Origin of the sequence: uncultured Psychroserpens sp. (genome assembly GCF_947492715.1) — a bacterium.
Classification (GTDB): Bacteria; Bacteroidota; Bacteroidia; order Flavobacteriales; family Flavobacteriaceae; genus Psychroserpens.
In genome coordinates this window covers 129,715-155,280 of sequence record NZ_CANLNS010000003.1, presented here as the reverse complement: position 1 = coordinate 155,280, position 25,566 = coordinate 129,715, and the positions used below count along the sequence as shown (strand labels likewise).

At 34.7% G+C, this 25,566-nt stretch carries 21 protein-coding genes; 9 read left to right on the top strand and 12 right to left on the bottom strand.

Annotation, left to right across the window (positions count from 1 at the left end; genetic code table 11):
• Window position 1: 1 nt before the first annotated feature.
• Complete coding sequence (locus Q0787_RS10050; RefSeq protein ID WP_298902444.1) at window positions 2–1,909, bottom strand: ABC-F family ATP-binding cassette domain-containing protein; 1,908 nt, start codon at window positions 1,907–1,909, stop codon at window positions 2–4.
• Window positions 1,910–2,021: 112 nt separating this feature from the next.
• Between Q0787_RS10050 and Q0787_RS10045 the strand changes: the two genes are divergently transcribed.
• On the top strand, window positions 2,022–2,402 hold the full coding sequence (locus Q0787_RS10045) for a DUF983 domain-containing protein (RefSeq protein ID WP_298902443.1): 381 nt from the start codon (window positions 2,022–2,024) through the stop codon (window positions 2,400–2,402).
• On the opposite strand, the gene Q0787_RS10040 is transcribed toward Q0787_RS10045, so the two are convergent.
• The 10 genes from Q0787_RS10040 to Q0787_RS09995 form a co-directional block, all read right to left on the bottom strand.
• Complete coding sequence (locus tag Q0787_RS10040) at window positions 2,403–3,449, bottom strand: FAD-binding oxidoreductase (RefSeq protein ID WP_298902442.1); 1,047 nt, start codon at window positions 3,447–3,449, stop codon at window positions 2,403–2,405.
• 74 nt (window positions 3,450–3,523) lie between these two features.
• Complete coding sequence (gldN, locus tag Q0787_RS10035; RefSeq protein ID WP_298902441.1) at window positions 3,524–4,423, bottom strand: gliding motility protein GldN; 900 nt, start codon at window positions 4,421–4,423, stop codon at window positions 3,524–3,526.
• Between the two features lie 40 nt (window positions 4,424–4,463).
• A complete protein-coding gene (gene gldM / locus Q0787_RS10030; RefSeq protein ID WP_298902439.1) occupies window positions 4,464–6,029 on the bottom strand; it encodes a gliding motility protein GldM in 1,566 nt (521 codons plus the stop codon).
• A gap of 53 nt (window positions 6,030–6,082) precedes the next feature.
• The gene (gldL, locus tag Q0787_RS10025; protein ID WP_298902437.1) at window positions 6,083–6,718 is read right to left on the bottom strand and encodes a gliding motility protein GldL; all 636 of its coding nucleotides are present in this window, start codon (window positions 6,716–6,718) and stop codon (window positions 6,083–6,085) included.
• A gap of 82 nt (window positions 6,719–6,800) precedes the next feature.
• On the bottom strand, window positions 6,801–8,174 hold the full coding sequence (gene gldK / locus Q0787_RS10020) for a gliding motility lipoprotein GldK (RefSeq protein ID WP_298902436.1): 1,374 nt from the start codon (window positions 8,172–8,174) through the stop codon (window positions 6,801–6,803).
• A 186-nt stretch (window positions 8,175–8,360) separates the two neighbouring features.
• Complete coding sequence (locus Q0787_RS10015; protein ID WP_298902434.1) at window positions 8,361–9,527, bottom strand: formimidoylglutamase; 1,167 nt, start codon at window positions 9,525–9,527, stop codon at window positions 8,361–8,363.
• Window positions 9,528–9,532: 5 nt separating this feature from the next.
• On the bottom strand, window positions 9,533–12,034 hold the full coding sequence (gene topA, locus Q0787_RS10010) for a type I DNA topoisomerase (RefSeq protein ID WP_298902432.1): 2,502 nt from the start codon (window positions 12,032–12,034) through the stop codon (window positions 9,533–9,535).
• Window positions 12,035–12,197: 163 nt separating this feature from the next.
• On the bottom strand, window positions 12,198–13,418 hold the full coding sequence (locus tag Q0787_RS10005; protein ID WP_298902431.1) for a hypothetical protein: 1,221 nt from the start codon (window positions 13,416–13,418) through the stop codon (window positions 12,198–12,200).
• A 22-nt stretch (window positions 13,419–13,440) separates the two neighbouring features.
• Window positions 13,441–13,827 (bottom strand): hypothetical protein, encoded by a 387-nt coding sequence (locus tag Q0787_RS10000; protein WP_298902429.1) that lies wholly within the window; start codon window positions 13,825–13,827, stop codon window positions 13,441–13,443.
• A 96-nt stretch (window positions 13,828–13,923) separates the two neighbouring features.
• A complete protein-coding gene (locus tag Q0787_RS09995) occupies window positions 13,924–14,697 on the bottom strand; it encodes a hypothetical protein (protein ID WP_298902427.1) in 774 nt (257 codons plus the stop codon).
• Window positions 14,698–14,839: 142 nt separating this feature from the next.
• Between Q0787_RS09995 and miaB the strand changes: the two genes are divergently transcribed.
• The 8 genes from miaB to groL all read left to right on the top strand — a co-directional run bounded on the left by miaB (window position 14,840) and on the right by groL (window position 21,754).
• Window positions 14,840–16,285, top strand: coding sequence for a tRNA (N6-isopentenyl adenosine(37)-C2)-methylthiotransferase MiaB (gene miaB / locus Q0787_RS09990; protein WP_298902426.1), 1,446 nt, complete (start codon window positions 14,840–14,842; stop codon window positions 16,283–16,285).
• A 16-nt stretch (window positions 16,286–16,301) separates the two neighbouring features.
• Complete coding sequence (locus tag Q0787_RS09985) at window positions 16,302–17,558, top strand: sigma-54-dependent Fis family transcriptional regulator (RefSeq protein WP_298902424.1); 1,257 nt, start codon at window positions 16,302–16,304, stop codon at window positions 17,556–17,558.
• 99 nt (window positions 17,559–17,657) lie between these two features.
• Window positions 17,658–17,855, top strand: a complete 198-nt coding sequence (locus Q0787_RS09980) for a hypothetical protein (RefSeq protein WP_298902422.1) — start codon at window positions 17,658–17,660, stop codon at window positions 17,853–17,855.
• Window positions 17,856–17,858: 3 nt separating this feature from the next.
• Window positions 17,859–18,359: an LptE family protein gene (locus Q0787_RS09975; protein ID WP_298902420.1), complete on the top strand. Its 501-nt coding sequence runs from the start codon at window positions 17,859–17,861 to the stop codon at window positions 18,357–18,359.
• A complete protein-coding gene (locus tag Q0787_RS09970; protein ID WP_298902419.1) occupies window positions 18,360–19,310 on the top strand; it encodes a hypothetical protein in 951 nt (316 codons plus the stop codon). It abuts the gene before it with no gap.
• A 5-nt stretch (window positions 19,311–19,315) separates the two neighbouring features.
• The gene (gene secG, locus Q0787_RS09965; RefSeq protein ID WP_298902417.1) at window positions 19,316–19,669 is read left to right on the top strand and encodes a preprotein translocase subunit SecG; all 354 of its coding nucleotides are present in this window, start codon (window positions 19,316–19,318) and stop codon (window positions 19,667–19,669) included.
• Between the two features lie 145 nt (window positions 19,670–19,814).
• Window positions 19,815–20,090: a co-chaperone GroES gene (locus tag Q0787_RS09960; protein WP_298902416.1), complete on the top strand. Its 276-nt coding sequence runs from the start codon at window positions 19,815–19,817 to the stop codon at window positions 20,088–20,090.
• A 26-nt stretch (window positions 20,091–20,116) separates the two neighbouring features.
• The gene (gene groL, locus Q0787_RS09955; protein ID WP_298902415.1) at window positions 20,117–21,754 is read left to right on the top strand and encodes a chaperonin GroEL; all 1,638 of its coding nucleotides are present in this window, start codon (window positions 20,117–20,119) and stop codon (window positions 21,752–21,754) included.
• Between the two features lie 92 nt (window positions 21,755–21,846).
• Here the strand turns inward: groL and Q0787_RS09950 are convergent, their stop codons facing one another.
• Window positions 21,847–25,449 (bottom strand): T9SS type A sorting domain-containing protein, encoded by a 3,603-nt coding sequence (locus Q0787_RS09950; RefSeq protein WP_298902414.1) that lies wholly within the window; start codon window positions 25,447–25,449, stop codon window positions 21,847–21,849.
• Between the last annotated feature and the right edge of the window lie 117 nt (window positions 25,450–25,566).

Sequence of the window (25,566 nt, the reverse complement as noted above, 5' to 3'; positions counted from 1 at the left end):
TTTATGATAATTTTTCTAGATCATATTGGAGCGCTTCCCAATCGGTCATCAATTGCGCCAGCTTCTCCTTTTTAGCTTGGTAACGATCAAAAAAGGTGTCATCTGCAACCGTAGCATCATAATTAGTAGCCAATTCTACATCATCTTCTTTTATGTCTTTTTCTAACTGACTAATTTTTGATTCTATATTACTTAGCTTATTATTTAGAGATTTCAATTTTTTTTGCTCTTCGTAAGATTGCTTATTGGATGTTTTGGGTGCTTCCTTAATAACCGTTCTCTTTTCTACTTCACGAAGATTTTCAACATTTCGTTGCTCTAAATAATAGTCTATATCTCCCAAATACTCTTTTATTTTTTGGTCTTTAAATTCATAAACTATATTCGCTAAGCCTTGAAGGAAATCTCTATCATGCGATACCAAAATTAGTGTGCCTTCAAATTTTTTGAGCGCTTCTTTAAGCACATTTTTCGATTTAATATCCAAATGATTTGTTGGCTCATCCATTACTAAAACATTTAATGGTTGCAACATTAATTTTGCTAAGGCGAGCCTATTTCGTTCACCTCCAGATAATACTCTCACATATTTCTCTACTTCATCTCCTCTAAATAAGAACGACCCTAAAATATCACGAACTTTAGTTCTGTTGGTTTCATTTGCCGCATCAATCATCGTATCTAAAACCGTTTTACTTCCATCGAGATACTCTGCTTGGTTCTGGGCAAAATAACCTATCTGAACATTATGCCCCAATTTGAGGTGTCCCTTATGTTTAATTTCTCCAACGATAATTTTAGCTAGGGTTGATTTCCCTTGGCCATTTTGCCCAACAAAAGCTGTTTTACTATCGCGTTCAACCATTAAATTGATATGAGATAGCACATGATTGTCATCATAACTTTTAGACACTTGCTCTGCTTCTATAACCACTTTTCCTGGTGTTACTGAAATAGGAAAATTCAAGGTCATTACACTATTATCATCTTCATCAACTTCAATGCGCTCCATTCGATCTAACTTCTTAATCAGCGATTGCGCCATTGTAGCCTTACTTGCTTTGGCTCTAAACTTCTCAATAAGTTTTTCTGTTTGTTCTATTTGCTTCTGCTGATTTTTTTGAGATGCCAATTGCTGCGCTTTAATCTCATTTCTTAAGATTAAAAATTTAGAATAGGGTTTAGGGTAGTCATATATTCTTCCTAAAGAAATCTCTATCGTTCGGTTAGTAACATTGTCTAGAAACATCTTATCATGGGATACAATTACTACAGCTCCCGAATAACTCTTTAAAAAACTTTCTAACCAAATAATCGATTCGATATCTAAATGATTGGTGGGCTCATCTAGTAATAAAATATCGTTATTTTGAAGTAATAACTTAGCCAACTCAATACGCATGCGCCAACCTCCAGAAAATGTATCGGTAAGTTTATTAAAGTCTTCACGTTTAAAACCAAGGCCTTGTAAAATCTTTTCTGTTTCGCCTTGATAGTTATAGCCACCTACTATTTCGTATTGATGCTGAATATCATTAAGATCTATCATTAATTGATTGTAGCCTTCACTTTCATAATCTGTACGTTCAGCAAGTTGCGCATTAACGTCTTCCATTTTGGCTTCTAATGCTTTTATCTCTTCAAATGCTTCATAGGACTCTTCTAAAACTGTCCTTCCAAATACGAAATCGATATCTTGTTTTAAGAAACCAAAGCTCAAATTTTTATCTGCTGCAATTTGCCCAGAGTCTGGTTCTAGTTCCTTCGATAAGATTTTTAACATTGTTGATTTCCCTGCACCATTTTTCCCAATAAGACCAATACGATCGCCTGGACTCAGTTTAAATGTAATGTCTTCAAACAAATATTCGCCTTGAAAAGAAATAGAAAGATTATGAATGTTAAGCATAGTTTTTTCAAATAATACAATTACAATAAACATTATAATTGTTGATCATTATACCAGCAAATAAACTAATTTTGTAGCCAGTAAAGACAACAAAAGTAAACAAATTTAAGTCATGTTAAAAGACACAAAAATATATAGCATTTTTACCGGAGCTTGCCCTAAATGTCATCAAGAATCTATGTATCAAAGAAAAAACCCTTATCTATTAAATGATGTCTTAAAAATTAATGATAATTGCTCACATTGTGGTTTTAAATACAGATTAGAGCCTTCATTTTTCTATGGTTCTATGTATGTGAGTTATGGTGTAGGTATTGCTTTTGCAGTAGCCGCTTTTTTGATTAGCTATCTCGTGTTAGAGACAAGTTTACTTACCGCTTTTCTAGCCATAGTAGGAACGCTTATAATATTGGGTCCCATTATTATGCGATTATCACGTAACATTTGGATTAACTTATTTGTTAGTTACGATAAAACGTTAACTAAAAAGTAATTATTTATCAAGTCGTTTGATATCAATTTCTTTATCTAAAGGTTCACCATTTTCAATATAATTATAGAGTTGATTCGCCACATAAGGCGACATCATAACACCACGTGATCCTAATCCGTTAAGCACGAACATGCGGTTATATTCCGAATGAGAGCCAACCAGAGGTCTGCGATCTTTCGTTGTAGGTCTAATTCCTGCTACTTGATTTACAACTTCGAACTCGCAGTTAATAATTTGTTTGAGTTTATCAACGAGTGCGACTTTGGCTTCGTTTGTAGTATCATGTGTTTTATCTTCCCATTCATAAGTAGATCCTACCCAATATAAACCTTCACCAAGAGGAACTATAAACACCGACGATTTCAAAATAAAATCCATCTTCAATTTAGGTGCGCTTATGGTGAGCATTTCTCCTTTAGTTCCGTTTAATGGTAGCGCATTAAAGAACGGGTTTTTGGATATCCCAAAGCCTTCAGCAAACACAATATACTTAGCCCTTAAATCTTTGTAATGAACATAATCGCTTTGGATATCTAGTAAATCATACTGAAATGCATCTTGTTCAATTTGACCATTATTTAGGAGGTAACTGCTATAAGAGGAGATTAATTGTGATGTATTTATTCTTCCAGAATGCAAGACTTCACCAAAGCCATATTTTGCATTAATTGAGACATTAGAATTATGTATTAAATCGACTGATAAAAACTGATTTAAAACAGGCTTATCTGAAGCTACAAACCATTCGTTTTGTTCTTCAATTGAAGCAAATTTCCTATATATAGGTAGTTTATGGTTTAGTTTAATCGCTAAGAGTTGCTCTAATGTTTTGTATTTTGGAAGCGCCAATTCTAATTGCTCTTTTGCCCGCCACACTTTCGTAAAGCGTTTTAAAATTACGGGATTATATAATCCTGCAGCTACTCGAGAAGACTGTTGCGATTTATTATCAAACACTACATAATCTTTTCCTGTCGCTCTCAACTGCTCACAAAACGCAATACCAGCCAAGCCACAACCCACAATGATATAATCTACAATTTTCATTAGTACAAAAGTAAGCCAAATAAAAAACGCTCACTAAAATTTAGTGAGCGTTTTCATATAATTTATTTTCTTACTTAGTAAGACCACATATCCTGTTCAAAGTTACGAATCTTGTCTTTTATACGATCGGATTCTAATAATTGCATCAAAGCATTATCTGCAATGTATTCTTTAACTTCTCTATCACCATATACATTTTCTTCTTTGTACATGTAACCATTAAAGCGTCTTGAATTCAGCAAATGATCAAAAGTGATTGGCATTGCGCTATTTTTGTTATTAAACGCTTTTCCTTCGTGTAATACTTCTCTAGCTTCTGGGAAGAACACCCAAAATAAGGCATTAGGTATCTTATTTGTTTCGTCTTCAGAATCGATAAAGTTAATATCTGGTGCAGCCGGAGCAATACCAAGAACTCTATACTTTAATTCTCCATGACGCTTATCAAAATACCAAAGTCCTTTAATTAAATAAGCACTAATATCGAATGCTTCAATATTTCTGGTTCTGATATATTCTGGATCTACGTAACCATCAGCATTTAATTGGTCATAACCAATATCTAAAGTATCAGTTTTAGTTGTGATGTCACCTAGTTCCTTCATTGATCTCTTTTCAGTAAAATAAGAATCATTATAAACATTCTTGATTTTTCCGTCTTTCACAGCAGCAATCAACGTATGATATAAAGACCTACGTTCTTTACCAATATTATTAGTATCTACTGGGAAATACAATGGAAAGTTCACACGTTCATCCAAAACAACTTTTTCCCAAGTCATTTTAGAAAACAGTATGTCTCTATCATCAACATAACCATATTCTAAAGGCTTGTCATTATCTAATGCCAACTGTGCTTCAGTCTTAACACCAATTTCTTGTGGTGTTTTAGCATTTAAAAGGTTTGCCTGAGCACACATACTTGATGTGAATCCTACTGCGGCAACAATTGATAATAAAAATTTATAATTCATCTTTTTAATTTTAATTTGGGTTAATCAATAAATAGGTTGATTAGTTTGATAATTCAATAACAGCTGGCGTTGCTGGTTTAATTACTGGTCCATTACTTCTTGATTTGATATCAAAAATCTGAACAGTAGCACCACGCTTCGCTTTACGTAAAGCTGATTTTGCAGCTCCATTAAGTCTATTACCAGAACATACAACAGATGGCTGTCCAGGTACTTTAAATTTAAAACTTGTTACTGTTAAAGGTAAATCGAAATCGAAATCTTCCAACTCAGCAGACACCTTACCAATTTCAACATTGTTTCTTGGTAATTTACCTTGACTCGTTCCAACAATTTTACCTGTTGGTTTTGGAATATCTTTAATTCTAAATGTTTTTCTATCACTTACTTTAGATCCATCATCTAGAGTTGCTGTTACGTTAATTGTAACCTCTCTTCCTGATGAAGGTACCATGTTGTATTTACCTTGTCCAGAACCTCTTGTAAGTCCAGAACCAGTTGCAACAACTTTGTTATCTGGTACTCCAGCAAAAGAAATTGTCATTGGGTTAGTTACACCACGATATACAACATTCATTTTGTCTGCAGAAATTGTAGCAGAGTTTGGTCTTGGTACAACCACATAGTTCCCAGCAAACTCGATAGGTAATTCTTCACCTTTTTCCATAAAAGTAAATGTACCTTTAACTTCATTTTCACCAACACTTCCTGTTGTGAAATTTAATCGAGCATTACCAAGAGAATCAATTGCTCCTTCTTCTGTCAAAGTAACTTCGCTACCGTTAACATTAAGTTTAACAGGTGTAACACTTGCGTACTTACCTAGAACAACTTTACCTTGAAATTTCTCTCCAGCAAAAAATGCATTTTTATCTGGAATTACAATGGCTTGATAGTTTTTAAGTGTAACTGCTTGATCTAAAGAGTTTCCTAAAAATAGGTTATACAAGTTAGCTTCTGTAGTACGAACATCACTTTGAATCGCCGTTAATTTAGCAAAAGATGCAATTGCTGGAAATCCTTTAAAGTTATAATCTAAGTAGCTAAGTGGAGCTCCCTCTTGAGGTTTAATATCTCCTAAATCAAATCGTTTATCAAAATTAGTGATTGCTTCACCATAAGATACTTCTTCTCCAAGCACACCTTTAATATCAGATTTATATTTTTCAAAAGTAGCCATGATTTCTTGACCTGTTTTAGTTAACTTGTCTCCAGTAAACCATTTTTCGTCAAGGTAATCACCTTTGTCCATTTCTTCGAATGGCAAAGTACCATCTTCTTCTAGCTCATATCCTCCACCTTTTACGATATCATTTTTCAATGTTTCGATATAGGCAGCAAACTTATCAGAAATTGCTCTAATTTGTGTTGCTTTATTTGCAGCTACTCTAAATTCTTTAGGCTTTTCTTCAGCTTTTAAAGCTAAACCTTTAAGTAAGTTCTCGTTTGATGCATTGGTTAATGCATTTGTAGATTCGAACTTGGCATCCATAGAACCGAATGCAGACAATACCTCTTTTGTCATTGTCATTGCGATCATCGCAATAAACACGAGGTACATCAAGTTAATCATTTTCTGTCTTGCAGATAATTTTCCTCCTGCCATGTTAAATTAGTTTTTTAGTTGTTAATTAAATTAATTATAGTTCAAAAAACTAATTAGTTTTTGTTCATCGCAGATAACATTCCACCGTAAACACCATTTAATGATGATAAGTTAGATGCCAAAGATTGCATTTGCTCTTTTAATTTCTCAGCGTTAGCAACAGATTCTTCATTAATTTGTGCCTGACGATTAGCGCTTTCCATTTGTACTTTGTAAAGGCTATTTAATGATTCCATTTGAGCAGCAGCTAAAGACATTTCTTCGCTGTATTTCTTTTGAGCAGCCATAGCATCAACCGTAGGGCTAATTCCTTTTGCTGCACCTTCGAAGTTTTTAATACTAGACCCTAAGCTCGCCATTAACTCTCCGTCAATTTTAGCTTCTTTTAATAAGCTGTCTAATTTTTTAGATAATAATCCTTCAGCATCTTTAGGCTCTTCTTTCTTTGCTTTTTTAGCAGAAGAAGCTCCTCCAGCCAATTCTGGATATACTAAAGACCAGTCTAAATCTGACTGTTGTCTTTCAAAAGCTGAATATGTAAATACCAAGGCTTCTACAACCATACCAATCGTTAAGATTAGTGAACCATAAGGCCAGTGCTGAATTTTAAATAAAGCTCCAACAATTACGATTGCTGCTCCTAGTCCGTAGACCATGTTTGTGATTGTGATGTTTCCTTTCTGTGCCATAATTTTGTTTTTTTTTTAGTTTTAAGTCGATAGTTAACTTAAGTAGATTAATAAATATTTAGTTGAGTTAATTATTTTAAATTTAGTTAGTTGCGGCATTTTTAGTAACCTCTGTTCCCATATAGTCCTGAACAGTTCTGAAACCAATATAGCTTCTTGCAGAATCTGCATATTCATAATCTCTAGAGCTTACTTGTAGGAAGTAGGCAACATCTTTCCAAGATCCTCCACGAACAACTTTACGTTCGTTATCTGGGTCATTTACGGTTGGATTAAAAGATGCCATGTATTCGTACGAAGCTGCGTCATAAGATCCTTGTACCCATTCGGCAATATTTCCAGCCATGTTATATAAACCAAAATCATTTGGCTCGTAGGCATCTGCTTCTACAGTGTATAATGCTTGATCAGCTGCGTAATCACCTCTTAAAGGTTTGAAATTCGCCATAAAACAACCTCTGTCATTTTTAGCATAAGGTCCTCCCCAAGGATAAGTTGCTCCTTGTAAACCACCTCTTGCGGCATATTCCCATTCTGCTTCAGAAGGTAATCTATATTTATTTACGAAATGTCTTCCTTTAGATTTTCTATAACTATTGTGATATAACGTTCTCCACTGACAAAAAGCATTTGCTTGTTTCCACGACACACCAACTACAGGATAATCTCCATATGCATCATGCCAGAAATAGTCATTGTGCATTGGCTCATTATATGAGTAAGAAAAATCTCTAATCCATGCAGTTGTATCTGGATATACTTCTACCTCATCAGTAACGATAACATCCTTACGTCTTAAATTTCTGTCTTTAGCCGCTTTTTCGATATCCATGTACTTGTATTGAAATTTGAATTTCTTCACATCCCAAGTGCGTTGACCATTGTATGATTCTTCAATTGGTAAATACATTGTATCCATTACCTCAGCATAGTATTCATCTGGATAATCGGCTGTATCAAATATTAAATCAACGTCGCTATTTAATTTTCTACCTTCGTAACCAGTTGGCCCTAAACCACTGTAATTGTTATACATATACTTTTCATAAACTGACATGTTATCTGGATCTGCATCTTTAAATGCAAACTCACCAATACCTCCATTTCCAGGAGTTTCGCCAATCTCATCGGCTAGAATTGCCAATTTTGTTCTAAGAGTTGAATCTCTTACCCATTCTACAAACTGACGATACTCACTATTAGTGATTTCTGTTTCGTCCATGTAAAAGGCTCTCACTGTGACTGTTCTTGTAGGAGCGTCCTCCACTCCAGCTAAATCGTCATCTGACTTACCCATTATAAATGCTCCTCCTGGAACAAGTACCATACCATAAGGTTTTTCTGGGTGCCATTTCTTTCCTTTAACGCCTACAAGTTGTCCTCTGTCACCAGAGTTACAACTACTAACCATTAGGGCTAAAACGGCAGTTAATAAAGCAAACTTCTTAATATTCATAGAAACTCGAGGTTAAATTATTTAGTTGTAATTATGTGTTAAATAGTGTCCTTAATTATTTTAAGGCAGTAAACATATTTATATATTTTGTAAAAACCAATTTTTTTTCAATATTTTTTGCACTTAATCCCGAAAAGTTAACATTTCGTCGATTAAAAAAATGTTAATTAACAAATGATAAATATACTAAAAACTGTTCTTTTTATACGCTTTATACCATCTTTCTGGTATTTTACCGTGACTTGCCTCCAAATAATCCTCATGTGTGCAAGGTAATAACGTATGCTTTTTTAATTTATTATTAACATTTGGTAAAAAAGGTATTTCTATCCACCAACGTCCAGTTTTAATACTTTTATAAAATATTAATTCTTCGTCTTCAATCAATACATTGTATTTCTGATAGTTATCTTCGTTACCAAAATCATCATCATTTATTCTGCAATTTATACCTTCGACGAAATACCAAATCATTTGAGCAATTAACATAGGTGTCGCATCGAGTTCATTCGTCGATTTAAATTCATAAATACCAAATGATGACACCTTATTACTTATACCTGCATATCTCGCAATTGCGCATATTTCTTTTCCATTAAATCCATTTGGAGAGTATTTTTGCTTTGCACCTACTTCAGCAGCTCTAACAGATTTCAAGTCCATTGTTACAATATGAGCGTCACGCATCACAGGTTCTACCATATTTATATTATGGGTAATATCGCCTAATCGATACGCTTCAAAATAAAGCTTTTCCATGAGGTCAATTTCCTCCTGAGAATTAAAATAAGTTTGATAACCTACCACAGAGTAATTGAACAAATTATATGGTTGTTCTAAAATAACTTTACCAAGAAAGCTATTATTCTTCATTTCAACAGATGCATCACCTAAGTCAAAGTTGCTGTCAACATTTACAATATTCACCATTGGTGACATGGTATCGTAAGCACGATAGTTTGCATAAGTAAGATCTTGACTACCACCTATAATAATAGGTATTACTTTTTTCTCAATTAAAACCGATATTATTGTACGTACGGCGTAATAAGTGTCTTCTATAGTATCACCTGCAGGAATATCTCCTAAATCGGCTATAGTTGTATGCCAATTACCCGGAAACAGTGAATATAACGATGTTCTTATGGTGTCAAAATTCAATGTTTCACCCATGAAATTGACATCATTACGATTTTCTTTTACGCCTATAATAGCCAAACGAACTCCTGTTAAATCAGGAATGCCCAGCTGCGTAGAATGTACCTTAATTTTTCTGCCAAGCGCTTGTTCAGATAATAACTCATTATGAGCTAATACTGTATCTGAAACAGGTGACAAAAAATTAAAATTCATTGGTGCTATTTTTTAGAGGTCGTTTTTTTCTTTGTGGTTTTCTTTTTAGCAGCCTTTTTCTTAGGTGCCTTTTTTTCAATATGCGCCTGCGCTTCTTCTAAAGTCATTTCAGAAACATCAACTGTCTTAGGTAATTCAACTTTTATTTTACCTTTAATAACATTATGTCTTCCCCATCTGGCTTTCTCTACTCGAATACCTTCATCTTCCCAATGGTGGATTAGCTTATCTTTCTCTTTCTGTATTTTATCTTCAATCAATTCTACAATATCACTGTCGGATAAATTGTCCCAGTCATATTTTTTATTGACATTAATAAACATATTGTTCCATTTAATAAATGGTCCAAAACGTCCTTTACCTTTTTGCACTGGTAAATCTTGATACGTATATATAGGTGCGTCTGCCTTTTGTTTTTCTTTTATAAGTTCGATGGCCTCCTCCATTTCAACATCTAAAGGATTTATACCTTTTGGAAGGGATACAAACTTTTTACCAAACTTCACATAAGGTCCAAAACGTCCATTATTAACTTCAATATTTTCACCTTCATAAGTTCCTAATTGTTTAGGTAACTTAAAAAGTTCCATAGCTTCTTCGTACGTGATTGTAGTTAATTGTTGGTCTGGAGATAAACTTGCAAACTGTGGTTTCTCTTCGTCATCTACAGTTCCAATTTGTACCATTGGTCCAAATTTACCTAAGCGAACACTAACTTGTTTTCCAGAGTTTGGATCTGTTCCTAAAATGCGTTCTCCAGATTCGCGATCGGCATTTGCTGCAACATCTTCAACTTTAGGATGGAAGCTCTTATAAAAATCTTTCATCATTTTAGTCCAATCTTCCTTACCCTCTGCAATCTCATCAAAATCGGCTTCCACTTTCGCAGTAAAATTATAATCTAAAATACTTCCAAAGTGATTTACTAAAAAGTCGGTAACAATCATACCTATATCGGTTGGCACTAATTTACCCTTATCGCTATTAACTTTTTCTGTTAAGCTTTTATCTTTAATAGATCCTTGTTGCAGTAATAGTTGAGAGTATTGACGTGAAACCCCTTCATTTGATCCTTTCTCTACATAGTTTCTATTTTGAATTGTAGAAATAGTAGGCGCATAAGTAGATGGTCTACCAATACCGAGTTCTTCCAACTGTTTTACTAAAGATGCTTCTGTATATCGATATGGCGCTCTCGAAAAACGCTCTGTTGCTGTAATAAAACTATTTAGCAAGGTATCGTTTACCCTCATTGCAGGTAACATTCCTTCCTGTTCTATATCTTCATCATCAGTACCTTCAAGATACACTTTAAGAAAACCTTCAAATGTAATAACCTCTCCGTTAGCTGAAAATAAATCGCTATGTGTAGAGGCTTCAATTTTCACGTTGGTACGTTCTAATTGTGCATCACTCATTTGGGATGCAATGGCACGTTTCCAAATTAAGTCATAAAGCCTTGCTTGATCTCTTTCAACATCTGCCGAATGTCTCTTAAAATCTGTTGGCCTAATCGCTTCGTGAGCTTCTTGAGCACCTTTAGATTTCCCTTTATAATTTCTTGGTTTACTAAATTGAGAGCCATAAGCATCTTCAATTTCTGCTTGCGCTCCTTTTCTGGCCTCATCAGAAAGATTAACACTATCGGTTCTCATATAAGTAATCAAACCTGCCTCATATAGGCGTTGCGCGTTGCTCATTGTCCTGCTTACAGAAAACCCTAGTTTTCTAGACGCTTCCTGTTGTAAGGTTGATGTTGTAAATGGCGCAGCAGGTGATTTTTTTGCTGGTTTCTTTTCTAAATTAGAAACCTTAAAATTAGCATTAGCATTAGATTCTAAAAATGCATAAGCATCTTCCTTTGAAGAAAAATTCTTAGGAAGTTTTGCTTTAAAAGTTTGCCCATCTTCATTTGAAAATTCGGCATCAATTCTATATGATGCTTCTGGCGTAAAATTGGTGATTTCGCGTTCTCTTTCAACAATTAATCTCACAGATACAGATTGTACTCTACCTGCAGATAAACCACCTTTTACTTTCCTCCATAACACTGGAGACAATTCATAACCAACAATTCTATCTAATACTCGACGTGCTTGTTGAGCATCTACCAAATCGTAATCAATACCTCTTGGATTCTCTATTGCTTTCTTAATTGCCGACTTTGTAATTTCATGAAAAACGATACGTTTCGTTTTCGCTTTGTCTAAACCTAACGTTTCTGCTAAATGCCATGCAATAGCTTCTCCTTCACGATCCTCATCACTCGCTAGCCATACCATATCGGCTTTTTTAGCTAAATCCTTAAGTTTTTTGACAACGTCTTTTTTATCTTTTGAAACTTGATATTTTGGTTTAAAATCCCCATCAACATCGACTCCTAATTCTTTTGAAGGTAAGTCTGCTATATGACCAAAACTAGATTCTACCTTGAAATCTTTTCCAAGAAATTTCTCTATGGTTTTGGCCTTTGCAGGTGACTCTACAATAACTAAATTCTTCGGCATATATGATTTTTTGAGGCTACAAATGTATATGAAAAATAAGTTATCTTCCTAATTTTCCTGAATTTCGATTGTATTTTATCCAAAAAAAGTGATTTTCATCTATTGAATTTCTACAAAAAAAGCCCGATAATTTCGGGCTTGTTTATGTTTATTCTATCTTTTTTTAATTCAAAATGAATGTACTAATTAGCTCAATAGAATCTTCAGAACTATACTCATATTGATATAGTGCATTTTCAGAAATCATAAGTAATCTGTCCTCCAATGGAATCACATCTGTAGCTTGCACGTTATTAAATAAATTAACCATTTGTAAATTTAAAGGATCTATTTTATCGAATACCTTTAAACCAGATGTCCCATCACACACAAATAAGTTAGTGTCTTTAAATCCTAAACCATAAGGGTTGTCCAAAAGATATTGACCAACAAGGGTTGGATTATATTTATCACTCACATCAATAACCTCTAATACACTCTCTTCCTGACCACAATCATTACCTCCTCTTAAAGTTAAGTAGGCATAATCACCATCAACAACAACAGGATCACACCCTATCCAATGTGTAAATTCAGAAATATATTCGGGTAGCGCTGGATTTTCAATACTATGGATAAACATACCATTTGTTCCTCCTAAATATAAATAGCCATCAGCATGAAACATTGTTTCTATATTCCAACCAGCGTAATAAGAATGCACCAAATTAGGCTGAGTAAGACTAGTAATATTAAACACATTCATTGTGAAACGCTCTACAGTATAAAGGTAATCATTAACAATTTGAAATCGTGCCAATGAACCACCAGTGCCTACATCGCTAAATGTTTCTGCACCATCAAACGTAATAATAGCTTCATCATTTACGCGCTCTCTTCGTTCTTGAATTAAATCCCAGCCAACGATGATTTCAGTTTCCGAATTAAAGTTACTATAATCGGCATATTCAACATCGTTCGGGATTTGATAATCGTAAGCATTAAAAACATCTTCCAAGCGTTCAATTTCAACAATTGAGTTTAAATTGGAAATATTAAAGACAACTAAATCTACAGCACTATCGGCATATAGATGGTCATTCTTAATTGAAATATCTTCATTTCCAGGAATATTAATAAAGGCCAACATCTGAGGAGATAGCGGATTGCTATTATCAATAACATGAACGCCTTTAAACTTTTCATTTATAAAAATATAATCTTGATAAGCATAAATTTTTCCAACGTCTAAAATGGGTTTTGGTGCTTCAACAACCACCGAAGATCTTAATTCCATTTTGCTTATCGTCTGCGGAATCGCAATCGTTATAACATCATATTGTGTGTCGTCGTCATGACATGACCAGCACAAAATAACGGCTAGTATAAGAGCTATCTTTTTCATCTGATAATTATTTTGTTAGTTATTAATACTGGTAGGTTATTGGCTCTGGAAAATCTTCAATATTTAAAATCACTTCATTACTTCCTTCAACTTGTAATGGTCTAAGGTCAAAAGAACGTTCTTGACTAAAAACAGCTAAACAAGTTTCAGTATTAGAGAATATAAATTTTAATGAGCGCTGTTCTGGTAACGATTCTGAAACCTCTCCAGAATCAACTAAAACCATGCTCCAAGAATTACCATCACACCCACTTGCCGATAAAGAAATTAATAAACAATCTCCGTTTAAATCAACACCATTTAATGTATATAAATTTGATTCTGCCGTTTGAAAAAAACCGTTGTCAATTACCGCAACTTGGTCACAAGGTTCAGGGATAAAATCGTCTTCATCACACGTGGTATTCATTAAAAGTAACGTAACGCAAATGCACAGCATTAGGAATTTTGGTAGTCTCATAAAAAGATGTTTCTTTTTAGATGCAAATACTTTAAAAAGGTTGCGTCAAAACTCTATATTTTCACCAATTCTTTTTAAACTACCTTCATCGTCTGCATCAAAACCGACAACTTTTTTATATATAAAGTACAACGGAATTGCAGCAAATGACGCCGTGAAAAACACACCTATCATACACATCATCATTCCAACTATTTGCGCTAAGAAACCTGCCACAAAGGTCAATCCAAATGCAATTAACCACTTTCTATTTCCTAAATCAAAACTCAACCTGATAAGATCTGAGTTTGACAAATCTGGATTAAACGCATAGATAACAATCAATAAATTTAAAGGTACCATGACATATATGACTGGAAAAAAACATAAAAGTGTAGCAAGTAAGCTAATACCGAAATAAGCCAAAGAGAGATTTATAGTTTTCCCAAGATATGGTCTTCTTAAAAAATAAAAATAATCATCATTCCCAATGATATCCTGATCTTTTTGACGCATAATCCTATAGAGACCTGCTTTAAGTCCGAAAGAAATAATAATCATTATAAACGTAAAAAGTAAATAAGCTACAAACACGAACAACATAGCAATTGGCGCCAACCCATCATAAGCTCCTGGGCTTGTTGCATCTGCAATTCCAAATACAAACAGAGGTATATAGACAATAAACATAAACGGAATCATTATTCCTATCATAATGAGCAGCATAAGAAAGCCTTGAAGCCACACTTTTTTAAATAGTTCGATACTCTCATTAAGAATTTGCCCAAAATCAAGCGTTTGTGCTCGCTGTATTTTTTGTTGGATTTCTGCTAAACGCATATGTAGTTGATTAAAATTAAATTTCAAATTACGTGAAATAAAACACATCTACAAATCAAATTGAACTATGACACTTTGTCATATTACTTAAAATTATACTATCTTTGCATGCTTATTGACTGTACAATACTTTCAAAGATTTATGGAGAAAACAATAGACGAAAGCAAACAAGGCGAACATCTAATTTTAGAACAAAAAGATGGCAATACACGCAAACTTTTTATTGAAAGTTATGGTTGTGCTATGAACTTTAGCGATAGTGAAATCGTTGCATCTATCCTTTCTGAACAAGGGTTTAATACCACTCAAAGTTTAGAGGATGCCGACCTTGTTTTAGTAAACACTTGCTCTATTAGAGACAAGGCAGAGCAAACCGTTAGAAAACGTCTTGAAAAATACAACGCTGTAAAGCGTATTAATCCCAAAATGAAAGTTGGTGTTCTAGGTTGTATGGCAGAACGCCTCAAAACAAAGTTCTTAGAAGAAGAAAAAATTGTCGATCTCGTTGTAGGTCCAGATGCATATAAAGATTTGCCAAACCTCTTAGCCGAAGTTGATGAAGGTAGAGATGCAATTAATGTGATTCTTTCCAAAGAAGAAACCTATGGAGACATTGCTCCTGTAAGACTCAATACCAATGGTGTAACAGCATTTGTATCTATTACAAGAGGTTGCGATAATATGTGCACCTTTTGTGTAGTTCCTTTTACACGTGGTCGTGAGCGTAGTCGCGACCCTCAAAGTATCATTGAAGAAGTGAATGATTTATGGAGCAAAGGCTACAAAGAAATGACACTTCTTGGACAAAATGTAGATAGTTATTTATGGTATGGTGGCGGACTTAAAAAAGACTTTGTAAAGGCCAGCGATATGCAAAAGGCTACTGCCGTAAATTTTGCTCAACTCTTAGAATTATGTGCTAAAGCGCAACCTAAAATGCGTATTCGTTTCTCTACTTCTAATCCCCAAGATTTAACGCTAGATGTTATCGAAACCATGGCAAAGTTTGATAATATTTGTAAGCATATCCATTTACCTGTTCAAAGTGGAAGTAATCGTATTCTTAAAGAAATGAATCGTTTACATACGCGTGAAGAATATTTCGAACTCATCGATAATATTAGACGCATCCTTCCTAATTGTGCTATAAGTCAAGATTTAATTGCTGGTTTTCCTACGGAAACGGAACAAGACCATCAAGATACGTTAAGTCTCATGGACTATGTAAAGTATAATTTTGGTTATATGTTCACCTATTCGGAACGACCAGGAACCATGGCCGAACGTAAAATGGAAGATGATATTCCAGAGGAAACAAAAAAGCGTCGATTAGCAGAAATTGTGCAACGCCAAAGAGAACATAGTGAGATTAGAACTAAAGAATATTTAAATACAGTTGTTGAAGTATTAGTAGAAAGAGAATCAAAAAAATCAGATCAACAATGGTCTGGAAGAACCTCTCAGAATATTGTTGCGGTGTTTCCAAAGGAACACTATAATATAGGTGATTTAGTAAAAATGCAGGTAACAGATTGTACCAGTGCGACACTTATTGGTGAAGCTATCGCGTATTCAATGGAGAATTAAAAAGCATTATAAATAAATGGAATCCATTCAAGCTATAAAACAACGTTTCGGCATCATAGGAAACGACCCAAAACTCAACCGGGCTATCGAAAAAGCGATACAGGTTGCACCAACAGATATTTCAGTATTGGTTACTGGAGAAAGTGGTGTTGGTAAAGAAAGTATTCCTAAAATCATACATCAATTATCGCATCGAAAGCATGGTAAATATATTGCCGTAAACTGTGGTGCAATTCCTGAAGGCACAATTGATAGTGAACTGTTTGGTCATGAAAAAGGCGCTTTTACAGGTGCTACCTCAACACGTTCTGGTTATTTTGAAGTTGCCGATGGTGGTACTATTTTTTTAGATGAAGTTGGTGAATTACCCTTGACCACTCAAGTGCGTTTATTGCGTGTTTTGGAAAACGGTGAATTTATTAAAGTGGGATCGAGTAAGGTTCAAAAAACAAATGTTAGAATCGTTGCTGCCACAAACGTTAATATGTTCGAGGCCATAAAAAAAGAGAAGTTTCGTGAAGATCTATATTACAGATTAAGCACTGTAGATATTAATATTCCGCCACTTCGAGAACGCAAAGAAGACATCCATTTATTGTTTAGAAAATTTGCGAGTGATTTTGCTCTAAAATATAAAATGCCTACGATCAAATTAACTGATGATGCCGTTATTGCCCTTCAAAAGCATAGATGGAACGGAAATATTCGTCAGTTACGAAATGTAGCCGAACAAATTTCAGTATTAGAACAAAATCGAACCATTAGCTTTGCCACGCTGCAAGGGTATTTACCTAGTGGAAGCAATAATCTTCCTGCTGTTATTAACACCTCTAAATCCGAAAGTGATTTTAGCAATGAGCGTGAAATTCTTTATAAAGTGCTTTTCGACATGAAAAGTGATTTAAATGACCTGAAGAAGCTCACTATGGAACTCATGAAAAATGGCAATGCTTCCGAGGTTCAAAAAGACAATGAAGGTTTAATTCAAAAAATATATGGTGAGCCTCAAAAAGAAACGCATACTGAAGACCTGGAGATTCTAGCTATTCCTGAGCAAACCGATGATCATTATGATCCTGATGATAAAAATCAGGACAAGTACCATTTTGCTGAAGAAATTGAAGAGGAAGAAACGCTATCTTTACAAGACAAAGAGTTGGAACTTATTAAAAAATCACTCGAACGTCATCAAGGCAAGCGTAAGTTAGCCGCTGCGGAATTGGGCATTAGTGAGCGTACCCTCTACAGGAAAATTAAACAGTATGATCTTTAGGATAAATTTATGACATCATATACACTAAAGTTGTAGCATAGATGTTCTTTTTAAATTAGAGATGATTACATTTGATATTAAATAAATAGACATACTTCAATGAAAGCCATAGAAATATTTATGATTCGAAAATCGTTTGCTAGAAATAGCTCTGAAGCGATTAGAAAAGAAGCCGAAGATCTTGTTAACGAAAAGCACTATCAAGGTTACAGACTCATTAATGTCGATTTTGATGTTGCCGATAATGCTGGTTACATCTATGCATTTATTACAATGAAACGTCCTAACACGTATTAGTAGATGAAAACATATAAATACATAATAGCATTAATATCTGTATTACTTTTTAGTTGCGGCCCTTACTCATTTACAGGAGTACAAAAGCTAAATGCCGAAACGTTTCAGGTTAATTACTTTGTAAATAATGCTAGCCAAATTGAACCAGGTTTTGACCGAGACTTTACCTTGGCATTGCAAGATTTAATCGCCAATCAAACCAATTTAAATCTCACCACTACAAATGGTGATTTGGTTTATGAGGGGGAAATTGTAGAATACCGTATTTCTCCAACAACTGCTCAAGCCAACAGTACTGCCGCTCAAAACAGATTAACTGTAGCCGTGCAAGTACGATTTTATGATAAAGATGAGCCCGACGAAGAGTTTGAACAACGTTTTTCCTTTTTTTATGACTATGATGGAAGCTCTTTGCTACAAGGCGCTTTAAGAGAAACGGCTCACGAAGAAATATTTGAACGCTTAACCCAAGACATTTTTAATGCAACCTTAGCCAAATGGTAAATGAATACTAAAGATTTTACATACATACTTCAAAATCCGCAGCACATTACTAATGAGCAAACCGATGCATTATTAACACTTAGCAATGCACACCCTTATTTTCAAGCCGCACGAGCATTATATCTTAAAGGTTTAAAAAACAAAGAGAGTTATAAGTACAATCAAGAATTAAAAACTACAGCTGCATATACAACAGACCGAAGTATTTTATTTGATTATATCACGTCTCAAGCATTTAATCAAAATGAAATATCTCAAATTATCAAGCAAAATTCTGAGCATCTTAAAGGAATTAAGGTTAATGAAATTGATGATATTTCAGTAGATAAAAGTGTTACTATTGACGACGCCTTAAAAGAGCATATCAAAAACACTGAAGGTGTGCTAGACCCTAACCTGTTCGAACAAAAAGTAAAACCAGAAGAGGTTGCTCATTTCTTATCACTTCAAGATAATACTCCAGAACGTGTCATTCTAGATATAGATGCCAAACACATTGAAGAAACGCCTGAAGAAAAATTGCAAATTGGTAAGCCTTTAGATTTTGATAAAACCGAAACACATTCATTTGCAGAATGGCTAAAAATTACAAGTTTCAAACCTATTGAACGCAATGAAACAGATGCCGTTCCAGAAGATAAAGAACAAGAGGTTGAAGCAACTAAAGACGCTTCAGTAAGCAAAAAATTTGAACTCATCGATAAATTTTTAGAAAGTAAGCCTAAAATCATCCCTTCTAAAGAGGCTCCAAAAGTGAATATAGACACCAGCGACAAAGTGACTCACGATGGTCTAATGACAGAGACTTTAGCCAGAATATACCTCGAACAACACAATTATGAAAAGGCGATTCAATCTTATAAAATTTTAAGTTTGAAATATCCAGAAAAAAGTGGTTTCTTTGCAGACCAAATTAAAGCAGTAAAAGAATTACAAGAAAATAATACATAGAACTAATGAATACGTTTACTATATTTTTAATCCTAATCGTTATCGTGTCATTTTTACTCGTAGTAGTAGTAATGGTACAAAACCCTAAAGGAGGAGGATTATCATCATCTTTTGGTGGAGGTGGTACTCAACAATTAGGCGGTGTTAAAAAAACAACCGACTTTTTAGACAAGAGTACTTGGGCTTTAGCCACTTTATTATTAGCGCTTATTTTAACCTCTAATTTTGCCATTCCTGGTGCAGGAGGTGCACAAGACTCTAAAGTAAATACCGATGGAACGCAAACAACAACGCCAGCAACTACTCCAGACACGTCTGCTGATGATATCGCAAATCCTTTAGATTCTATTGGAGGCTAATCATTAGACAAACCATATATCAATGCCAACTTCTCAGTTGGCATTTTTTATTTCTGCAACTTTGTCAGGAAACTTGCATTGGCACATTTTTAGCATAACGCTTTAGCGTTAATCATAAATTAATAATTAAAAAACTTACATAACAATGAGCTTAAACATTAAACCATTGGCAGATAGAGTTCTTATAGAACCTATGCAAGCTGAAACTAAAACAGCTTCAGGAATTATCATTCCAGATAATGCAAAAGAAAAACCACAAAAAGGAAAAGTTGTGGCTGTTGGTAAAGGCACAAAAGATGAGCCTATGACTGTAGCTTCTGGCGATACTGTTCTCTACGGAAAATATGCTGGAACAGAATTAAAGTTAGAAGGTAAAGATTATATCATCATGCGCGAAAGTGACATACTAGCAATTGTTTAATTAAGACTTAAAAACACAAAAATAAAATGGCAAAAGACATAAAATTTGATATTGAAGCACGTGACGGATTAAAACGTGGCGTAGACGCATTAGCTAATGCAGTAAAAGTAACCTTAGGCCCTAAAGGTCGTAATGTTATTATTAGTAGATCTTTTGGAGCACCTCAAGTAACCAAGGATGGTGTTTCTGTTGCTAAAGAAATTGAACTAGAAAACGAGCTTGAAAATATGGGAGCTCAAATGGTAAAAGAAGTAGCATCTAAAACCAACGATTTGGCAGGTGATGGAACAACAACAGCTACTGTTTTGGCTCAAGCTATTGTAAAAGAAGGTTTAAAAAACGTTGCTGCAGGTGCAAATCCAATGGATTTAAAACGCGGTATAGACAAAGCTGTTGAAGCCATAGTAAAAGATCTTGATAAGCAATCTAAGAAAGTTGGAAACTCTTCTGAAATGATAAAGCAAGTTGCTTCTATCTCTGCAAATAACGATAACACTATTGGTGATTTAATTGCTAAAGCATTTGACAAAGTAGGTAAAGAAGGTGTTATCACTGTTGAAGAAGCAAAAGGAACAGATACTTATGTAGATGTTGTTGAAGGAATGCAATTTGATAGAGGTTACCTCTCTCCTTACTTCGTGACAGATTCTGATAAAATGATTGCCGATTTAGAAAATCCATACATTTTATTATTCGATAAGAAAATTTCAAACCTACAGGAGATTCTTCCTATATTAGAACCTGTAGCGCAATCTGGTAGACCATTATTAATTATTGCAGAAGATGTAGAAGGTCAAGCCTTAGCTACATTAGTAGTGAATAAATTACGTGGCGGATTAAAAATTGCTGCGGTTAAAGCGCCTGGTTTTGGTGATCGTCGCAAAGCAATGCTCGAAGATATTGCCATCTTAACTGGTGGAACCGTGATTTCTGAAGAACGTGGATTTTCTTTAGAAAACGCCGATTTAAGTATGCTAGGTACTGCTGAATCTGTAATGATTGACAAAGACAATACTACCATTGTAAATGGATCAGGGAAATCTGGAGATATCAAAGCAAGAGTAAACCAAATTAAAGCTCAAATAGAAACAACGACTAGCGATTACGATAAAGAAAAACTACAAGAACGTTTGGCTAAGTTAGCTGGAGGTGTTGCTGTACTCTATGTTGGAGCTGCGTCTGAAGTAGAGATGAAAGAGAAAAAAGATAGAGTTGATGATGCATTACATGCTACAAGAGCTGCTGTTGAAGAAGGTATCGTTGCCGGTGGAGGTGTTGCATTGGTAAGAGCTATCAAAGTCTTAGAGAAAATCACTACTGAAAATCTAGATGAAACAACAGGTATTCAAATTGTTGCTAGAGCCATAGAATCACCATTAAGAACTATCGTTTCTAATGCTGGTGGAGAAGGTTCTGTAGTTATCAATAAAGTATTAGAAGGCAAGAAAGATTTTGGTTTTGATGCTAAAACTGAAACTTACGTTGACATGCTTAAAGCTGGGATTATAGATCCTAAAAAAGTAACGCGTATCGCCTTAGAAAATGCGGCATCTGTTTCTGGAATGATTTTAACTACCGAATGTGCTTTGGTAGATATTAAAGAAGATGCTCCTGCTGGTGGCGGAATGCCTCCAATGGGCGGCGGAATGCCAGGAATGATGTAATAATGAGCCGTTACAGGTGAGTTATTCACTCAAACACACCATATATTGATTTGAAAAGCCTTTGATAATTATCAAAGGCTTTTCTATTTCTATTAGTGCTTTAAAAGTTTCTTTACAACCGATTTGCTTCCCATATCAATTTTTATAAAATAAATACCTGTTGTTAAATCAAGAACTGAAAAGACATCTGTATTTTTATAATGTTTGATATTTCTTCCGTTTATATCAGTTACCGTTATGGTTTTAACTGGCACATTAGATCTTATGCTAACGATATCTACCGCTGGGTTTGGAAACATATCTACGTCCTGTATTTCAATGTCATCAACAGAAAGCGCATCAACGACTTCAGTTGACACGGTATTCGTCACTATTGCTGGGTTAAAATCAAAAAATATAGAGGCGTCATTGTAAAAAATATCACCTAAGCTGGCATCTTGCTTTGGTTTAATTTTATAGGCAATATAGCCGTTGGATTCGGCTTCATTCTGACTTGAACTAGGCAATAATATATTGTCAAAAGTAAAAACAGCTTGGATACCATCTTCTACTATCAAATGACCATTATGACTCATACTTTCAATCTGAAGCGTAAACCACTCTAACTTTGGATCAATAATATTCGTAATTCTCACGTTAATTGCTTCTGCGGTTCCCGTATTTTGGAATCGTATAACATAATGCAGATAATCATCTGTTTGTTCTAATAAAATTTGCTCACCCTCAAGTACTGTTATGTCATTTGGATCATAAGACCCAACAACTGTTTGAGACAAATTGTATGTGTTATCATTTTCAGTATTATCACCAGCAATAGGATTCACACTTACAACTGTATTTATAACATCATTAATATTAGTTGTTGGTGGCGTAAAAACATTGAACTCGACAATTATAGATCGATTTTCGAAAGGAGCGATATTAGAAAAGTCAAAACTAAGCAGATCACCAGATTGGGAACTGGGAGCCTGAGAAGCCGTTAAATATTGCATCTTAGTCACATCAAAAACCATTTCTACTGTCCCGCTTAACACAGTCGTTCCTATATTAGTATATACTATTTCATATGAAGTATCAAATCCAGGACGTGGTTCACTTATAGGATAAATGCTAATCGTTAAATCATTAGCAGTCCCAGTAGATGTTACACAGAAATTGGCCGCGTTATCTATTTCATTATCTCCTTCAAAATTGGTAGTGTGAATAGGTGGAGACACTGTGAAATAACTTGGTAAACTAGGAGTCAATAATGTTGTGAAATCACCTTGACCCACATCTATGGCAAAAGTACCGTCGTCATTTGTAAATGTTGAAAATGCAGCAAAACTACTACCAGAACCTATCCAAACATTTGATATTCCTGCATCACTCCCATCACAACCGTCGCCATCACTATCGTAGGTTACTGTTCCGCTAATGAGGTTACTCAAAACACCTAAATTTTTGAACCAAGACACTTTACCTGCATCAGAGTTACTGAGTGATTCTGCAGTTATGTATAAAACATCATTATTATTATCACCATTTAAGTCTGCAATATGAAAATCTGACAGCCCTTGGTTCGTATCTCCTAAAGTTATAGGGTTATTACCAAAAACACCATTGTAATTTTTAAAATATATAATTCTATCACTGTTTACTCCGGTAAATAAGCTCATAACAACATCAGGATCTCCGTCATTGTCGATATCGGTAAACTCTAAGAAATCATTAGGAAAGACATTGTCGCCACCATAAACCACCTGAAACGCGCCAAACGTTCCTTGTCCATCCTCGTTCTCATACCAACCAATAGGATCACTCGTAAAAATATCTAAATCGCCATCGCCATCAATATCAGATAGTTTTATAGCGTCTTCATTAGATGATGGGATAACCTGAGGTGCACTAAAATTTCCACTACCATCGTTGGCTAACCAAGAAAAAGGCTGATTAATAACTAAATCAAAATCGCCATCAGCATCAATATCCCCATAATCAAATGGTTTTATGTTATCTATGGTATCAATAATAACTTGTTCTGAGCCAAAATTTCCTAGCCCATCTGTATTCTCATACCAAACCACGCGATCTCCTAGATTATCCAAACAAACAACATCGTTGTCATCATCTCCATCAACATCGAAAACACTTACAAATTGGGGGTTTACAGTAATATCAGATATGACACTTCCAACAGAAAATTGTCCTGAACCGTCATTTTCATACCATAGTAATTTATCTCCATCTTGGGTAGCAACCACTAAATCTATATCGTCATCATCATCGAGGTCTTTGGCAACTACTGAATTAAATCTGAAAGCACTTGATGAAATCAACTGTTGAGGGCCAAAATTCCCCAATGCATCCAAGTTTTCATACCAACTGAGTTTACTGTCTGAAGACCCATAAATAATATCTTGGTCACCATCATTATCAAGATCTGCTGAAATCACATCTCTCAATTCTCTTAGGTCAATAATTATTTCCTGAGAATCTTCAAAAAAAGCAGATCCAGATTGATTTTTATTCCAACTCAGTTCATAGCCATCAACGTTATTCACCACTAAATCAATCAAATCATCACCATCCATATCGGCTACAGCTAATCTTGAACTAAACGTTCTAAAATTTATATTTCTAATAAATTGCTCGTCACTATAGGTACCTTGACCATCGGTATTTTCAAACCAAACCATACCTGCTTCATTTGTACTGATGTCAAAATCGTCGTTTCTACCAAAACCAAACATATCTAAATCGCCATCACCATCAACATCAAACCATTGCGCAAACCCAATAAAAAGATCATAACTTGAAGAAAAGGAATTCATAAATGAAAAATTCCCTGAGCCATCATTAGCGAAAGAAATTAAGCCATCAAAAACATTTTGTCCATAAGCATCAAGATCGCCATCATTATCTAAATCACCCAAACTTACAGTATACATGCCTCCAAATACATCAAAAGCCTGCTGAGGACTCCCAAAATTACCTTGACCATCTGTATTCTCAACCCAATATACAATTTGGTCTGGACTCCCCTTTGATGCAAACATGATATCATTATCATCGTCGTCGTCGAGATCTCCCGCTACAATTTCAATATATTGAGTCGTACTCGAAAAAGATGCGGTTGTAATTATCTGTTGCGGCCCAAAAGCAGCTTGTCCATCAGTGTTTTCATACCAAGCAATAATTCCGTCACCTCTTGATGAGGATAAAATATCTAAATCTGTATCACCATCAATATCAGAAATATAAATCATCGCTGGATTATCAACTTGAGTTGTGATAACCTGTTTTGCACTAAATGTTCCAGCACCATCGGTATTTTCATACCACGCAATGATATGCATAGGTGAAGCATTTTCTGCAATCATAATATCAATATCTCCATCAGAGTCAATATCGGCGGTTTTAATAGCATTAACTCCATTGACATTATCATCTACAATGTGCTGTATAGATAATGTACCTTGTCCATTGGTGTTTTCAATCCACATTAATGGGTTCGATTTAGGAATCAAGTCGGCATCACCATCACCATCCATATCTGCCAATTGTACGGCATCGCGCGAATAAGTTCCTGTAGGAGAACTAACACCTAATTGAAATGTATTTGTAGTATCTATGACTGTTTCCTGAAAAACAATCTGCCCAAAAACTATTGAAGATGTAAATAAAAGTGAAAGCGAAAGTAATTTTTTTATCATGGTCTGAAAGGTTTGTTTAAATGTAAGAATTTTATAGCATATATCCTGTCACAAAAAGCGTTCCAATATTATGTTACTATTTGAAGTGATTTGTTAGTCTCTTTTTTTGATTAATTT

What these genes read in the sequence shown, in the direction of transcription:
- Q0787_RS10050 (WP_298902444.1), bottom strand. Translation starts at nt 1,909, where the DNA reads ATGCTTAACATTCATAATCTTTCTATTTCTTTTCAAGGCGAATATTTG.
- Q0787_RS10045 (WP_298902443.1), top strand. Translation starts at nt 2,022, where the DNA reads ATGTTAAAAGACACAAAAATATATAGCATTTTTACCGGAGCTTGCCCT.
- Q0787_RS10040 (WP_298902442.1), bottom strand. Translation starts at nt 3,449, where the DNA reads ATGAAAATTGTAGATTATATCATTGTGGGTTGTGGCTTGGCTGGTATT.
- gldN (WP_298902441.1), bottom strand. Translation starts at nt 4,423, where the DNA reads ATGAATTATAAATTTTTATTATCAATTGTTGCCGCAGTAGGATTCACA.
- gldM (WP_298902439.1), bottom strand. Translation starts at nt 6,029, where the DNA reads ATGGCAGGAGGAAAATTATCTGCAAGACAGAAAATGATTAACTTGATG.
- gldL (WP_298902437.1), bottom strand. Translation starts at nt 6,718, where the DNA reads ATGGCACAGAAAGGAAACATCACAATCACAAACATGGTCTACGGACTA.
- gldK (WP_298902436.1), bottom strand. Translation starts at nt 8,174, where the DNA reads ATGAATATTAAGAAGTTTGCTTTATTAACTGCCGTTTTAGCCCTAATG.
- Q0787_RS10015 (WP_298902434.1), bottom strand. Translation starts at nt 9,527, where the DNA reads ATGAATTTTAATTTTTTGTCACCTGTTTCAGATACAGTATTAGCTCAT.
- topA (WP_298902432.1), bottom strand. Translation starts at nt 12,034, where the DNA reads ATGCCGAAGAATTTAGTTATTGTAGAGTCACCTGCAAAGGCCAAAACC.
- Q0787_RS10005 (WP_298902431.1), bottom strand. Translation starts at nt 13,418, where the DNA reads ATGAAAAAGATAGCTCTTATACTAGCCGTTATTTTGTGCTGGTCATGT.
- Q0787_RS10000 (WP_298902429.1), bottom strand. Translation starts at nt 13,827, where the DNA reads ATGAATACCACGTGTGATGAAGACGATTTTATCCCTGAACCTTGTGAC.
- Q0787_RS09995 (WP_298902427.1), bottom strand. Translation starts at nt 14,697, where the DNA reads ATGCGTTTAGCAGAAATCCAACAAAAAATACAGCGAGCACAAACGCTT.
- miaB (WP_298902426.1), top strand. Translation starts at nt 14,840, where the DNA reads ATGGAGAAAACAATAGACGAAAGCAAACAAGGCGAACATCTAATTTTA.
- Q0787_RS09985 (WP_298902424.1), top strand. Translation starts at nt 16,302, where the DNA reads ATGGAATCCATTCAAGCTATAAAACAACGTTTCGGCATCATAGGAAAC.
- Q0787_RS09980 (WP_298902422.1), top strand. Translation starts at nt 17,658, where the DNA reads ATGAAAGCCATAGAAATATTTATGATTCGAAAATCGTTTGCTAGAAAT.
- Q0787_RS09975 (WP_298902420.1), top strand. Translation starts at nt 17,859, where the DNA reads ATGAAAACATATAAATACATAATAGCATTAATATCTGTATTACTTTTT.
- Q0787_RS09970 (WP_298902419.1), top strand. Translation starts at nt 18,360, where the DNA reads ATGAATACTAAAGATTTTACATACATACTTCAAAATCCGCAGCACATT.
- secG (WP_298902417.1), top strand. Translation starts at nt 19,316, where the DNA reads ATGAATACGTTTACTATATTTTTAATCCTAATCGTTATCGTGTCATTT.
- Q0787_RS09960 (WP_298902416.1), top strand. Translation starts at nt 19,815, where the DNA reads ATGAGCTTAAACATTAAACCATTGGCAGATAGAGTTCTTATAGAACCT.
- groL (WP_298902415.1), top strand. Translation starts at nt 20,117, where the DNA reads ATGGCAAAAGACATAAAATTTGATATTGAAGCACGTGACGGATTAAAA.
- Q0787_RS09950 (WP_298902414.1), bottom strand. Translation starts at nt 25,449, where the DNA reads ATGATAAAAAAATTACTTTCGCTTTCACTTTTATTTACATCTTCAATA.